Here is a 14,396-nt window from a genome sequence, read left to right on the forward strand (position 1 = left end):
GAAAGCGTCCGCCACCGAATTGAAATCAACCGAATTTCATTTACGACGAAGAGGGGCTGTACTTTTTGGACAGCCCCGTTTTTTATCTTTTCATAACCTTCTCTTATGGAATTCTCATGATCTTTTTTCAATCCATTGAAAAATGTCTAAAGGTTTATTTGTACGAAGGGCTATTGAAATATGCCCCCCTTTTATAGAAAGGAACTTCTTATCCATACTAGATACTTTTTTCATAATTGGAAAAGTCATTTCTTTTGGTACAAGGGTATCGTTTTCTGTTGTAATCACTAACATTGGACAACGAATATTTTTTAAGGAAACTCGTTTTCCATGGATGATTAGCTTATTTTTTACAAGCTTATTTTCAGTAACTAAGTCATTCATAAATTCTTGAAAGACTTTACCGGACATAGGGATATGATCGTTTAGCCATTGATTGAAGGAAATCCATCGATTGACAGAGTCTTCATTCGATAAATCGCTCAAAACGGCCAATTTTGGTGTAATGGAAAAAGGAGAAATTAGCCACTTCATTCCATGTTTTACAAACGATGCAGGAATGATTCCATATTCATTCTTCAATGATTGTAATAAATGCTTCTTTTCATGCAGCCATTCCTTTTTCCAGGAATTTAAAAACGGTAAAGTCTCGAAATCAATAGGTGCTGCAAACAGGATTAAGTTTTTTATATGTGTCGGATACAAGGAGGTATAGATCGCAGCAAATGTTCCTCCTAAACAATAACCAAACAATGAAATTCGATGACTTCCAGAATGGTGAACAATTCTTTTCACCGCTTTATGAATATATAAAATATATTCATTCAAACCAATATTTTTATCTTCTATCCCTGGTGAGCCAAAATCCAATAAATACACATCATAACCTTGATTAGTAAAAGATTTTATAACACTACTATCTGGAGTCAAGTTTAGAATAGAGGGTTTATTTATGATTGAATAAATAAAAAGAATTGGTGTTTGATATTTTTTTCTTTTCGCGGGAAAGTATGATACCGATGTTTTGTTTAATCTCCATATCATTTCAGACGGAAAGTTAGTCCTATTCAATTTCATCTTCCTTTTTGTTAAAAGGAGAAACAGATAGCAAATTCCATTGTTTGATCAGTTGTTTTATCATATCTTTTTTTGTATTTTCATTCAGATTTACTACTTGTTGGTCCCATATTTTTTTTACTCTTTTTCTTGGTAAAGAAACCTTTTTCATATCACTTTGGTTATGAAACATACATAATAATTGTTCTAGCAAGCAATCAAGTTTTTCTTCGATTTGTTTTGCAAGTTGCGATAAGTTTGCGATGTCTGTTTTAGTTGGAATGTTAATGAGAGTAGCTAAAGATTCGAAATGATCACGTAAAGCATGAACATTTTTCTGCTTTTCAAACAATAAAATTTTAGCTAAATGGTACATTTTTTTATTGTCTAAATGTTTTCTAACTTGATCATTTAATTCATTTTCGATTATTGACAACTTTTTCTGTAATGGTTTCATTTATTTTCTCCCTTCCCTCCAAGTCAAAATATACAGTTTGTACATTATATACAAATAATAAAAAATTGGTTCCTGAAAATAGGAACAAGCCTTTTTAATTAGATGAATTCATTGTTTTTTGCACGTGAAAAGAGAAAGGGGATTATTATATTAAGAAATTATTTAGAAGGAGGGAGGCAAATGTATTCATTAATCATACAAATAGATTTGAAAAAATTACATCCTTATTTAGATTGGTTTGGAATAGGATCAATTGTTTTTGGACAAACATTAAAAGAGATTTTAGATCAATCATGTTTACCAGAAGTAGGGGAGATTTATATTTAATAATTGCTTTTAGTTAGTGTATATCTAAAAAGGATTGGCCTTAGCCAATCCTTTTTTAATAATTGGTTTATGATTCGTTTGAGCGAGCTCGATATTCCAGTTCTTTTTCACCATCGTTCGAGACATAAAGGGTTCTAGATGGAAATGCCATTGATACACCTTCTTCTTCTAAAATTTCAAGGATACGGAAGTTAATTTCTTCTTTTATTTTTAAATATTCTCCCCAAACGGTCGTTTTCGTAAAAAAGTACAGAAATATATCTAAACTACTTTCGTTATATTGATCAAAAGTAACAAATATCGTTTCTTGGTGTATATCTTTATGTGATTTCAATAAATGTTCAATCCGTTCGATCGTTTTCTTTAATTTTTCTCGAGGCGTATCATAGGTGAGTCCGAGATTGAATTGAATTCGTCGTTTTCCCATTTTACTCCAGTTCGTAATCGTTTCATTAGCTAAAGTAGAATTTGGTACAGTCACTAATGCTTGTGCGAATGTTCGAACTCGTGTGCTTCTAAATGATATATCTTCAACTGTTCCTTCCACACTAGGTGTTTGAATCCAATCTCCAATGGAAAAAGGTTTTTCCGTAATAATGATAAATCCTCCAAAAATATTAGCAATGGCATCCTTTGCTGCAAACGCAAACGCTAAGCCCCCAAGTCCTAATCCAGCGACAAAACCTGTTACATCATAATGAAATTCTTGAGCAATAATTGTAATACTAATGGCAATAACGATAAATCGAATCGCTTTTGATAAAAACGGAATTAAAATTTGATCCACTTGAAAATTAGTTTTTTCATTGATTTTTTTAAAGATAGCCGACGTAGTGGAAGTAAAATTATAGATCCCCCAAGTAACTAAAATAATCGTAGCAACTCTTAAAAGTTTAATTACCATCGTACGGTCATCTATGTACGGGAAGTATTTAATGGAAATGTAAATGCCAAATAAAACAATCATCCAACTAATCGGTTTTTCAAAAGCGAACATAAAATTAGATAGTAATTCTGTTGGTGTTTTTCTACTAATTTTTATTAATAATCGATAGATATATTTCGTAAATATTTTCCGGAACAGGAGAAATAAAAGAAATATACCGATAGAAATGATTAAGTTTGTCAAAATTTCTTCGGTCAAATAATTTTCATACCACATAACAAACCTCCATGTTTTATCGGAATACTTTTTCATGTTATCATAATTCAATTGTTCGATAAAATATTTCGGATAGCGATTCAAATATGTGTCCCATCATTAGACCATATTAATAAGTAAATGGGAGGTGGAACAATTGAAAACTTTTTCCCATCATAAAATCGTACACGTCAATCAAAATGAAATTCTTTATTTATATCTTGACCGGGGGCTAGAAGAATTTTCGAATGAACTTGGAATGAAAGAAGAGAAAACAAACCTCATTGAAGAAGTCAAGAATTATATCCATTCAACTATTCCTTCCTTTAAAGGTAGAAAAGTAAAAATATTATCAGGAAACATTCCTGTTACAACTATATTAATTTAAAATTCAAAAATTAAGAAATGTCAATTCTTTCGGTTTTCGAATTTTTTGGTGGTAAAAATATTTTCCTGTGATAATATAGATATATCTTTATAGGATTAGATAAGCTGTTCTTTGATCGACGGAGGAATAGTTGATGAAAGCAAAAAGAGAAGTTGCACTGTATATTTTAATGTTTAATATGTTTATTGCCATGACTGGAATCGGTCTAATTATTCCAATCATGCCAAGTGTTTTAAATAGTTTTGGTTTAGGCGGACAAGCATTAGGTTTAATGATCGCCGCTTTTTCTTTTGCTCAGTTTATTTTCTCTCCATTAGCAGGAGATTTGTCGGATCGTTATGGAAGAAAAAAGATTATTATTACGGGTTTATTACTTTTTTCAAGCTCCCAATTAATTTTTGGGCTTTCAGATGTTGTATGGCTACTTTATGTATCAAGAATCATTGGAGGATTAGGATCTGCCTTTATGGTACCTGCCATGATGGCTTATGTAGCGGATATAACAAGTTATGAAAATCGAGGAAAAGGAATGGGACAACTTGGCGCATCCATGTCATTAGGGTTTGTCATTGGTCCGGGAATTGGAGGTTTTCTTGCTTCCTTAGGTTTAAGAGCTCCATTTTTTATAGCAGCTCTCGTTTCTGCTATCGCAGCAATCATTTCATTCCTTTTGCTACCGGAAGTGCACAAAGCGCAAGAAGTGAAACAAAATGAACTTGTTCATCAAAAGCGAGATAACTTATTAAAACAAATGGCTTTATCTGTAAAAAAATCATATTTTATTTTACTGATTATCATGTTCACACTTTCTTTCGGTTTAGCTAATTTCCAATCAACCATTAGTTTGTATGTGGATCATAAATTTTCCTTTTCACCAATGGATATTTCCATCTTGATGATTGTCGGAGGATTAATCGGAGTTATTATGCAAAGCTTTTTTATTAATCCATTATTTGTGAAGTTTGGAGAACTTTCAGTTATGAATACCACCTTGATTTTGTCTGCCATAACAATGCTCATGATTTTGTTAGCACGTGGTTTTTGGTCTGTCCTAATTATTTCGACCTTTTTCTTTATTTCCACTTCCATGTTAAGACCTGCTATTAATACACTTATTTCTAAAATGGCAGGGAAGGAACAAGGATTTGCTGCTGGAATGAACAATGCTTATATGAGTATTGGGAATATGATTGGTCCAGCTTTAGCGGGAATTTTATTCGATGTGAATATGAACTATCCTTATATATTTGGGGCATTAATCATTTTGATTAGCTTCTTCATAAGTTTTTATTGGTCCAAACAGTTTAAAAAGAAAAAAATAACGGTCATCACATAAATAAACCTATGGACCAGGCTCCATAGGTTTATATTGTTACTCACTTATTGTAATCGTTTCTTTATGATGGTCGTGAAGTTCTCCTTTGACGATATGTATATTAATGGAATACGTTCCTGCTGATGAAGGGGTAAATGTAGCGGTATACATACCGTTATCGTTTTCTTTTGTATCAATATATTCGTGTTTCTCTTCATCATTTTTCCAAACTTCAAATGTAACTTTAGCATTTACAATAGGTTCATGATGATCCATTATGGTAGTTTTTAGCGTAATAGCTTCGTTTGCTTTTAAATTGCCATCTGTTTCAAACTCGAATGTTAGTTTTTCATGATGTGAATGGTTATCGGAATCTTCTTGCACTTGTTCTGGCTGACCTACGATAATTTCTTTTTTCGGCATATTGTGCATTCCCCGAGCCGTTACATGGGAAACAACATAGTATAAACCTTCTTCTTTAAATTGATAGGTGATAGGATAAATTCCATCTTTTGTATGTTTGCTATCAATCATTTCGTGGTTATCATCGCCGGATTTCCAAATTTCAAATTTAACTTCATATGCATCATCAACAATCTCTTTGCCTTGTGTAACTTTCGCATAAATTTCAATTTCTTGATTAGGTTCGGCTTTTTCCGGTACTTGTAAATCCACTTCAATCATTTCACGAACTTCATCATCATTCTTTTCATTTGAACAACCAATGAGCACAAGAGCAAATGAAATCATTAAAATTAAAAAATATTTTTTCATTTGTGACACTCCTATAGTTAATTTATTCTAAAAGTTATTTCCATAATTCACTCCTATTATAACATTAAACTACGAGAAAACTATGTCAAAAATGGTACATCGATATATTCATTGAATAATAAACACTCTTTTAATACAATGAAAATTAATGGACAAAACTTACCATTGACCAAGGAGGAATTTCAACATGACAATAAGTGTAAAAAATGAACGGAAAGCGGAGTATAACATTGACCCCATTTATTTACAAAGATGGTCCCCACGTTCATTTTTAGAAAAAGACATACCGGAAGACATATTACTGTCCGTATTAGAAGCAGCTAGATGGGCTCCTTCAGCTTTTAATTACCAACCATGGAGATTTATAGTGGCCAAAACAAAAGAAGAAAAAGAAACCTTCTATTCTTTTATTAGTGAAGGAAATTTAACTTGGTGTAAAAAAGCACCTGTATTAATATTAATTTTGTCTTCAAAACTTAGAGACGGACAACCATTTAAATCTCATTCTTTTGATGTTGGATCCGCATGGGGATATTTATCGTTAGAAGCTGTTCGTCAAGGCCTTATGACACATCCAATGACTGGTTTTGACTTTATAAAAGCTCGTGAATTATTACATATTCCAGATGAATTTGATATCGAAGCATTAGTTGCAATTGGATATCAAGGGGATAAAGAACAATTACCTGAATCATTGCAAGAAAGAGAAGCTCCTAATCATAGAAAACCATTAAACGAACTATTATTTTCCGGTCAATTTGGATTGGAATATAAATCAAATTAAAGATGAGGAAGGTATAAATGATTATTAAAACAGATGAAGACTTACAAGGATTAAAACAAATTGGACAAATTGTAGCGAAAATAAGAGATACATTAAAAGAAAAAGCTGTACCTGGTATTACAACAAAAGAGTTGGACGACACTGCCGGTGAATTGTTCCAACAGTATGGAGCGATATCAGCTCCAAAACAAACGTATGATTTTCCTGGGTTTACTTGTATAAGTATCAATGATGAAGTAGCCCATGGTATTCCAGGTAAACGTGTGATAAAAGAAGGAGATTTAGTCAATATTGATGTGTCAGGTTCAAAGGATGGTTATTTTGCGGATACTGGAATTTCTTTCTTAGTCGGAGAAGGCGATCCGAAGTTAAAAAAATTATTACAAGTGACAGAGCTAGTTTTTCAAAAGGGATTGGAGAAAGCAAAAGCTGGTTCAAAACAAAATCAAATCGGTAAAGCGGTAAGGAATGAAGCTCGAAGAAATGGTTTTGAAGTCATTTTAAATTTAACAGGTCACGGAATCGGTCGATCGTTACACGAACATCCCGATCATATATTAAATTATTACGACCCATTTGATAATGCTTTATTAAAAGAAGGAATGGTTATCGCTTTTGAACCTTTCGTTTCAACAGGAGCAGATAGGATCGTTGAATCGGGTGATGGATGGACATATAAAACACCGGACGGAAGTTTTGTGGCTCAAATTGAACATACGATCGTAATTACTAAAAACGAACCGATCATTTTAACTAAGTAAATAAAAAGAAATCCATTTTTTGCATTCTTCTCATTAGGCTGTCACCTATATTTTTCCCTTTCATACTTTATAGGTGAAGACATCATGAGGAGGAATGCCGATTATGAATCCATACGAGCAAGAGTTATTGATGCAAGAAGAAATGATGAGAAATGCTTGGGGTGGAGGATGGGGTGGTCACCATCATGGCTGGCATCACTGGCATCATCACCCACATTGGGGACATCATCACCACCATCATCCTCATTGGGGCCACCATCACTATGGTTGGCATCACCATTGGTGGTTACCATGGTATGGATGGTACGGTATGGGTCAATCCCCATATGGAAGTTCTGGATACGGAAATTGGTAAACATTAGCCCAAGATGCATATGCATTTTGGGCTCATTTTCATTAAAAAACCATTTTTTGAATTTTCAAATCAATATAACCGTTCTATATGTTAAAATGTTTGATAAACAATATATAGGAGAAGTATGAAAATGAAGGTTGCGATTGATTTAAATTGTGATTTAGGGGAAAGTTTTGGAACGTATAAATTAGGAAAAGATGAGGAATTGCTTCCATTTGTTTCTTCTGTAAACATTGCCTGTGGATTTCATGCTGGCGATTATAATGTTATGAATGAAACGGTGCAATTGGCACAGCAAAATCAAGTATCTATCGGAGCTCATCCAGGATTTTATGATGTACTTGGATTTGGAAGAAGAAAGATAGAGATTCATCCAAAAGAAGTGTATAACCTTGTCCTATATCAAATAGGAGCCTTATACTCTTTTTGCCGAAGTCATCATGCTTCGCTTACACATGTGAAACCACATGGCGCACTTTATAACATGGCGGCAAAAGATGAGTCATTGGCTTATGCGATAGCGAAAGCGGTTTATGATTTTGACCCAAAACTGTTATTGTATGGCTTATCAGGTAGCGAACTCATTAGACAGGGGCAGAAAGTCGGTTTACGAACGATTTCAGAGGTTTTTGCTGATCGAACCTATCAAAATGATGGATCGCTCACCCCTAGAACGAAGGAAAATGCTATGTTACATTCGTTTGATCAAGTGAAAGAACAAATGTTATCGATCGTTTTTCATCAAAAAGTAAAAACCATTGAAGGGGTTTGGATTCCTATCGAAGCGGACTCGATTTGTATTCACGGTGATGGAGAGCATGCTATTTCGTTTGCTAGAAATTTAAATCAATTATTAATAAATGAAGGTGTCCAAATAAAAAGTCCAGAATAATATTGAAGTATAAGCAAAAAGGGGGATCGCTATGGATCTTGGTTTAAAAGGAAAATCGGTCATTGTTACTGCTTCAAGTAAAGGGTTAGGAAAAGCTGTTGCAAAAACTTTTGCCGAAGAAGGTGCACATGTATTCATTAGTAGTAGGAATGAAACTTTATTAAAAAGCACTGCAGAAGAAATTATTCAAGCAACCGGAAATGAAAATATTCATTATGTAACTTGTGATTTAACAAATCACAATTCGATTAAACAATTAGTGGAACGGGTAGTTACTCTTCACGGGACGGTAGATTGTTTAGTCAATAATGCCGGTGGACCTCCGGCTGGGGGATTTGAACAATTTTCTGATGAACAATGGCAAAAAGCGTTTGAATTAAATTTACTAAGTTATATTCGTATGATTCGTGAAGTTCTCCCTTGGATGAAAAAAAAGCAGAATGGTCGAATCGTCAATATTGCATCTTCGTCTATCAAACAAGTCATTGATAATTTAATATTGTCAAATACCTTTCGTGCTGGAATTGCCGGATTGTCAAAAAGTTTATCAACAGAACTAGCCAAATATAATATTTTAATTAATACTGTCGGTCCCGGTAGAATCGCAACAGATCGCGTTCGTGAATTAGATTCGATTCGTGCGAATGAATTAAATATTTCGTTGGAGGAACAAGTAAAAAAAATGGAATCATTAATTCCAATGAAAAGATATGGAACACCAGATGAATTTGCCAAAGTTGTTGTCTTTTTATGTTCTCAGGCAAATACATACATGACCGGGCAATCATTAATCATCGATGGGGGAATGGTGAAAGCATTATAAAATGAAAAAATCATATGAATGTAGGTAATAAGTGCCCGTCCTATTGGCGTTCACTTTTATCTTCATATTAACATTTTCATTTTCATCTATTAAAATAGAGAGAGTTAGAAAAAAGCACTGCACGAATGCTAGAAGGAATGATAAAAACAAGATGAAACATATACGTATGAAAATTTGGATCTTAACATTTTTATTTTTAGTGCTCGGTACAATTGTTTTTATTTTTTTTAGTAAACATCTTTCAGTTTCTGTTCCTGGTCCCATTTTAAAAGTTCTACAAAGGGTTGATGATATTTCAAAAACCTATGAAGAAAACAAGCTATTATATTCTTATATTGATGAATATGAGGCATTGCCATCGAAACATGCAGAATTAGAGAGAGAGAATAAAGAGCTTGAAAAACTTTTAGAAACAACGAATGAATTACAAAAGAATTTTCATATGATTCAAGCTAGTACTTTACATCGTGAACAAAGCACTTGGTATGATTCCATAATTGTCGATAAAGGGGAAAAAGACGGTGTGAAAATAAATATGGCTGTCGTTACAGCCGATGGTTTAATTGGGCTAGTACGTGAAGTCCATGAACATACCGCAGTCATTGAATTGTTAAGTGCTTCAACAAGAATGAACTATGTTTCTGCTTCCATAAAAGGTTCTAAAGAATTACTAGGTGTTATGGACGGGATGGATCAAGAAACGAGAACATTAATGGTGAAGGAAATTCCTAATCATATAGAACTAGAAGAAGGAACAGAAATTGTTACTTCAGGTCTAGGTGGGGTCATTCCTAGTGGATTAAAAATTGGAAAAGTAAAGGAAGTTAAATCACAAGATTATGGTTTAACAGTAACAGCATATTTACAGCCTTTTGCTGACTTTTATCAAATTAATTATGTTATAATTGTAGAAGAGCGATAATACCTCCTCCGTTCGGGGGAGGTACTTAATTTCCTATTTTTCCTCGTTCAATAATTGATCAACCGTTCCTTCAAAGTAATTGTCACTAACTTGTTCATGTGTTTCAGATAGCCCTTTTTCCAATTCGTTTTTTCTTTGATAATCGGAAGGATGAAAATTTTTTCCTGCGACTGTTTTAATATTTTTTTGCTTCTTCTCCAACGATATTCCTCCTTTCGTTATCATAGTTTTTTAATAATTTCGGTGAATTATTCCCATCAACTCACTATTGACATTAAATAAAGTTCACCTGTAATATATGTTATACGTAAATTTTCTAATATAGCGGTTTACAACTTTATAAAAATATCGCTTAATTTTTTTTGAAAGAGCGGGGGATCCATTAACTTTAGTTAACAGGGGTGAATCAATTGAAGGGCACTCTCAAGCCCTAACCCGACAGCTAACCTCGTAAGCGTTTGAGAGGGAAAACCTTTTGGATGAAAATGCACGGGGATTTCCTGTGTTTTTCTTTTGCCTTTTTCTATGAAACCGCTATCTATCACTTTATAATTCTTTACAAAATAGAAATAATATTGATTAATAGATAGATTTCTAGCTTTACAAAACAAATTTCCCTCTCCTTTTCTTAAATTATTTCAACATGATAGGAGGTCACTATATGAAATTATCTGTAAAAATTATTTTAGGTTTAATTTTAGGTATTATTACAGGATTACTATTTAATCTTTTCGCTCCAAATTTATTCGGTCCTATTGATCAGTATGTCTTTACTCCACTAGGTAAAATTTTCCTCAATTTAATTAACATGCTTGTTGTTCCTATTGTGTTCTTTTCTATCACTTTAGGTACTGCTGGCTTAGGTGATCCGAAAAAACTAGGGAGAATTGGAGTTAAAACGATCACATATTTCCTAGTTACCACAAGTATAGCGATTATTCTTGCGATGAGCTTAGCGTATTTATTTAATCCAGGTGGTGTTGGTAATTTTGAAACCGCTGACCTCCAATATGAGCCAAAGGAAGCTCCTCCTATTTCTGAAACGTTATTAAGCATTATACCGACAAACCCAGTACGTGCATTTACAGAAGGAAATATGCTTCAAATTATTACGTTCTCCATTTTCGTAGGTCTTGGATTGGCCATGTTAGGAGATAAAACGAAACGGCTGTACAATCTTATTGAACAAGGTAATGATATTATGATGTTCTTAGTGAACATTGTGATGAAATTTGCTCCGTATGGTGCGTTTGGACTTATTGCAACGGCTGTTGGAGGTCTTGGCTTAGACGCGATCAAATCAATGTTTATGTACTTTTTCGTCGTTGCGTTTGGATTAGTTGTCCATTCGATATTAGTTTATGGATCATCAGTATACATTTTAGGAAAAATGAATCCTATTCGTTTTTTCAAAGATTTCTTCCCAGCTATGAGCGTTGCTTTTAGTACATCAAGTAGTAACGCAACATTGCCAGTTTCAATGAATGTAGCGCAAACGAAATTAAATGTACCTAAGAGTATAAGCAGTTTCGTTCAACCATTAGGTGCAACAATTAATATGGATGGAACAGCTATCATGCAAGGAGTTGCCACCATCTTTATTTCACAAGTCTATGGATTAGAATTAACTTTTGTTCAATTATTAACAGTAGTATTAACAGCTGTACTTGCAAGTATTGGTACGGCTGGTGTACCTGGAGTAGGACTAATTATGTTAACAATGGTTTTAAATTCCGTCGGATTACCGGTTGAAGGAATTGCGTTAATTATTGGTATTGACCGTTTGCTCGATATGGCTAGAACGGCTGTAAATATTACAGGAGATGCAGCATGTGCTGTGATCGTTGCAAAATCTGAAGAAAAACATCTTGAAAAAGAGGTTGCTTAAATTTATAATCCCATTGGACAAATGTACCAATGGGATTTTTATCTGAATGTTTTTCGGATGATAGGGATTATTGTAAGAAATATACCACTTATGATGATTAAAATGATAAAATTATCAATCAAATTTGATTCAGTTTTATCGTTGTATATTCCCACTTTGTTTTTCTTTGCTTCTTTCATTGCTAATAAAATGCGATCTTCATATTTGTAGTCACCATAATCATAAAAATCTTTTACCAATCCTTGTTTGGTGATAAGTTCTTGTAACAGCTGCCCATCGACCCAAATCCAAGCGAGCAAACGATCGTACTTATCAAATAAATACGGTCCGTCTGTTTCCAATTGAATAGTCCCAGAGTGTAAAAACTGACACGTAAATTCACTTGCTTCCTTACCATATGGTTCTTTTTTATTTGTATATTCAGGAGTATCAATATATAGAAATCTAGTTTTATACACTTCATCATTGATTTTGAAATGTGCTGTATCCCCATCTACACATTTTTCTAATGAGGCATTGTAAACTTTACCTAAATCTAATTTGTTTTCATTGTTACTAGGATGAGCGAAAACAGATGTAGATAGGAGCACAAAAAATGTGAGACTAATAAAAACCGATATGTTTTTCATTTTTATTTCCTCCTAATGCCCATTACAAACACATATTCATAATCAAAGGATCATATCGTTCTATTAGATTAGTCAAACCAGTGAATTCTCTATCTATCAAACTATTGAATATTACTTGATTATGTGTAAATGATTGGGAATGCACAACAGCCTTTTTTCATTATTTGGGGGATTTTCTATGAACTTAATCAATCAAATAGAAAAATTATTCAATATTGATTGGATATTTTTAAGAGACTACATATTTTCATTAGTTACAACTGTACTAGTTACGTATATAACGATTATGTTGATTAGATTTTTCATCCACCAGTTTTTTAAAAGAACTAATTTCTTCGATGAAAAACAAGAACAAACGATTGAAAGTATAGTAAAAAATACATCTAATTATATCTTATTTATTGTCATTTTTATTGCAATGATTAAACCATTTATCGGAGATTTAAAAGATTTACTCTTAGCTGGGGGTATTATCGCAGCTATTGTAGGGTTTGGAGCACAAAAGATAATTAATGACTTATTAAGCGGATTATTTATGATCTTTGAAGGAACTATTCAAAAAGGGGACTTTGTCAATATTAATGGTGAACCTGAGGTTGGTACTGTTGAGGAAATCGGATTTCGAACTGTTAAAATTCGCTTGATTAATGGAAAATTAGTAACCATTCCGAACGGAGAAATACGAAAAATGGTCAATGGTTCGGTAGAAAAGAGGAGAATCTTTGAAAGTGTCATTGTTTCTTTTCACGAAAACCCAATGAAAGTATTGCATCTACTTCAAGAAGTGTGTGATGAATTAAATGAAAGACATATAAATTTTTTAAAAGTAGATAAAAAAACCGGTGAATTCGTAGAAAAATACTCAGTATATGGATTACATTCATTAGATGTATGTCCATATGGATATAAATTTTCCATTACCGCAACGGTTAATGACCATGACTATTTAACTGCTGCTCAAGAAGCAAAGACCTTTTTGGCAAAAAAACTTTATGAAGAAAAAATATTAATGCCGGCTCAACATATTGTTATTCAACATAGTAAAACAGCACAAACAGACATTGAAAACTATTAAACTGTTTAGAGGAATTCTAAACAGTTTTTTTATTAACCATAATTTCATTGACATAGTTATTTTTATTAAGTATAATCATGAATGTAATATACTTACTAAAAGTAAGTAAATAACTTGTATATATTGGAGGGGTTTTTTGTGACAAAAGCGAAGTGGGTAGTGGATCCTGTTCACAGCAACGTTGATTTTTCTGTCAAACATATGATGATTTCAAGAGTAAAAGGGACATTTCATCAATTTGATGCAACAATAGAAGCAGATCCAACTGATTTAACAACAGCTAACATAGAATTTAGCGTTGATTTATCAAGTATTGATACACGAAATAAAGATCGTGATGGACATTTGTTGTCTGCAGACTTTTTTGATGTGGAAAAGCATCCGAAAATGACGTTTAAAGCTACGAAAATTGTAAAAAAAGATGAAGGAGATTACGAAGTTACTGGTGAATTAACCATTAGAGGAACTACACGTGAAGAAACATTCGATGTAGAGTTTGAAGGTGTTGCAAAAGATCCAATGACTGGGGCAGAAAAAGCTGGATTTTCTGCAGAAGGGAAAATTAAACGAAGCGATTACGGCTTAACATGGAATGCTGCATTAGAAACTGGTGGTGTCCTAGTCGGAGATGAAGTAAAAATTTCTATCCATATAGAAGCATCAAAACAAGCATAATCAAAGTGCCTAAAAATCTTTTTTAGGCGCTTTTTCTTTATTTTAAAGAAGAAAATAAAACATACTAAGATTAGTGGGTAAGGTCATCGACGGGTGATCTTACCCACTATTTCTTTTTTGAGTTATAGTGAGGA

Annotated in this window: 17 protein-coding genes, 1 pseudogene and 1 riboswitch; of the genes and pseudogenes, 12 read left to right on the top strand and 6 right to left on the bottom strand. The window is 33.1% G+C overall.

The genetic code is table 11. The annotated features are described in order from the left end of the window. Nucleotides 1-114: 114 nt before the first annotated feature. Both AC3ASS_RS11465 and AC3ASS_RS11470 read right to left on the bottom strand, forming a co-directional pair. Nucleotides 115-1,071, bottom strand: coding sequence for an alpha/beta fold hydrolase (locus AC3ASS_RS11465; protein ID WP_488283668.1), 957 nt, complete (start codon nt 1,069-1,071; stop codon nt 115-117). Beyond that, complete coding sequence (locus tag AC3ASS_RS11470; protein ID WP_488283669.1) at nt 1,064-1,513, bottom strand: hypothetical protein; 450 nt, start codon at nt 1,511-1,513, stop codon at nt 1,064-1,066. Before AC3ASS_RS11470 ends, AC3ASS_RS11465 begins: the two co-directional genes overlap by 8 nt. 180 nt (nt 1,514-1,693) lie before the next feature. On the opposite strand from AC3ASS_RS11470, the gene AC3ASS_RS11475 reads away from it, so the two are divergent. Then, nucleotides 1,694-1,840, top strand: coding sequence for a hypothetical protein (locus AC3ASS_RS11475; protein ID WP_488283670.1), 147 nt, complete (start codon nt 1,694-1,696; stop codon nt 1,838-1,840). 67 nt (nt 1,841-1,907) lie between these two features. On the opposite strand, the gene AC3ASS_RS11480 is transcribed toward AC3ASS_RS11475, so the two are convergent. Beyond that, nucleotides 1,908-3,002: a mechanosensitive ion channel family protein gene (locus AC3ASS_RS11480; RefSeq protein ID WP_488283671.1), complete on the bottom strand. Its 1,095-nt coding sequence runs from the start codon at nt 3,000-3,002 to the stop codon at nt 1,908-1,910. Between the two features lie 136 nt (nt 3,003-3,138). Here AC3ASS_RS11480 and AC3ASS_RS11485 point away from each other — a divergent pair, with 136 nt between their 5' ends. Beyond that, a complete protein-coding gene (locus AC3ASS_RS11485) occupies nt 3,139-3,369 on the top strand; it encodes a hypothetical protein (RefSeq protein WP_488283672.1) in 231 nt (76 codons plus the stop codon). A gap of 133 nt (nt 3,370-3,502) precedes the next feature. Continuing rightward, on the top strand, nt 3,503-4,705 hold the full coding sequence (locus AC3ASS_RS11490; RefSeq protein ID WP_488283673.1) for an MFS transporter: 1,203 nt from the start codon (nt 3,503-3,505) through the stop codon (nt 4,703-4,705). A 36-nt stretch (nt 4,706-4,741) separates the two neighbouring features. On the opposite strand, the gene AC3ASS_RS11495 is transcribed toward AC3ASS_RS11490, so the two are convergent. Then, nucleotides 4,742-5,458: a FixH family protein gene (locus AC3ASS_RS11495; RefSeq protein WP_488283674.1), complete on the bottom strand. Its 717-nt coding sequence runs from the start codon at nt 5,456-5,458 to the stop codon at nt 4,742-4,744. 187 nt (nt 5,459-5,645) lie between these two features. Here AC3ASS_RS11495 and AC3ASS_RS11500 point away from each other — a divergent pair, with 187 nt between their 5' ends. The 6 genes from AC3ASS_RS11500 to mreC all read left to right on the top strand — a co-directional run bounded on the left by AC3ASS_RS11500 (nt 5,646) and on the right by mreC (nt 9,995). Beyond that, nucleotides 5,646-6,242, top strand: coding sequence for a nitroreductase family protein (locus AC3ASS_RS11500; RefSeq protein ID WP_488283675.1), 597 nt, complete (start codon nt 5,646-5,648; stop codon nt 6,240-6,242). Between the two features lie 17 nt (nt 6,243-6,259). Beyond that, nucleotides 6,260-7,003, top strand: coding sequence for a type I methionyl aminopeptidase (map, locus tag AC3ASS_RS11505; RefSeq protein ID WP_488283676.1), 744 nt, complete (start codon nt 6,260-6,262; stop codon nt 7,001-7,003). Between the two features lie 103 nt (nt 7,004-7,106). After that, complete coding sequence (locus AC3ASS_RS11510; protein ID WP_488283677.1) at nt 7,107-7,358, top strand: hypothetical protein; 252 nt, start codon at nt 7,107-7,109, stop codon at nt 7,356-7,358. 130 nt (nt 7,359-7,488) lie between these two features. Continuing rightward, the gene (locus tag AC3ASS_RS11515) at nt 7,489-8,250 is read left to right on the top strand and encodes a LamB/YcsF family protein (protein WP_488283678.1); all 762 of its coding nucleotides are present in this window, start codon (nt 7,489-7,491) and stop codon (nt 8,248-8,250) included. A 31-nt stretch (nt 8,251-8,281) separates the two neighbouring features. Next, the gene (locus AC3ASS_RS11520; protein ID WP_488283679.1) at nt 8,282-9,073 is read left to right on the top strand and encodes an SDR family oxidoreductase; all 792 of its coding nucleotides are present in this window, start codon (nt 8,282-8,284) and stop codon (nt 9,071-9,073) included. A 166-nt stretch (nt 9,074-9,239) separates the two neighbouring features. Further along, nucleotides 9,240-9,995, top strand: a complete 756-nt coding sequence (mreC, locus tag AC3ASS_RS11525; RefSeq protein WP_488283680.1) for a rod shape-determining protein MreC — start codon at nt 9,240-9,242, stop codon at nt 9,993-9,995. 33 nt (nt 9,996-10,028) lie between these two features. Here the strand turns inward: mreC and AC3ASS_RS11530 are convergent. Continuing rightward, a pseudogene (locus tag AC3ASS_RS11530) lies at nt 10,029-10,190 on the bottom strand (DUF4025 domain-containing protein); the annotation flags it as partial. Between the two features lie 144 nt (nt 10,191-10,334). Continuing rightward, a riboswitch (cyclic di-AMP (ydaO/yuaA leader) is annotated at nt 10,335-10,467 on the top strand. A 189-nt stretch (nt 10,468-10,656) separates the two neighbouring features. Between AC3ASS_RS11530 and AC3ASS_RS11535 the strand changes: the two are divergent. Beyond that, complete coding sequence (locus AC3ASS_RS11535; protein WP_488283681.1) at nt 10,657-11,883, top strand: dicarboxylate/amino acid:cation symporter; 1,227 nt, start codon at nt 10,657-10,659, stop codon at nt 11,881-11,883. A gap of 38 nt (nt 11,884-11,921) precedes the next feature. Here AC3ASS_RS11535 and AC3ASS_RS11540 read toward each other — a convergent pair whose 3' ends face one another. Then, complete coding sequence (locus AC3ASS_RS11540; RefSeq protein WP_488283682.1) at nt 11,922-12,512, bottom strand: thermonuclease family protein; 591 nt, start codon at nt 12,510-12,512, stop codon at nt 11,922-11,924. A gap of 178 nt (nt 12,513-12,690) precedes the next feature. Between AC3ASS_RS11540 and AC3ASS_RS11545 the strand changes: the two genes are divergently transcribed. Beyond that, nucleotides 12,691-13,587, top strand: coding sequence for a mechanosensitive ion channel family protein (locus AC3ASS_RS11545; protein WP_488283683.1), 897 nt, complete (start codon nt 12,691-12,693; stop codon nt 13,585-13,587). Nucleotides 13,588-13,725: 138 nt separating this feature from the next. Then, nucleotides 13,726-14,262 (top strand): YceI family protein, encoded by a 537-nt coding sequence (locus tag AC3ASS_RS11550; RefSeq protein ID WP_488283684.1) that lies wholly within the window; start codon nt 13,726-13,728, stop codon nt 14,260-14,262. Nucleotides 14,263-14,396 lie beyond the last annotated feature (134 nt).

This window comes from Bacillus sp. JST-5 (assembly GCF_057747715.1).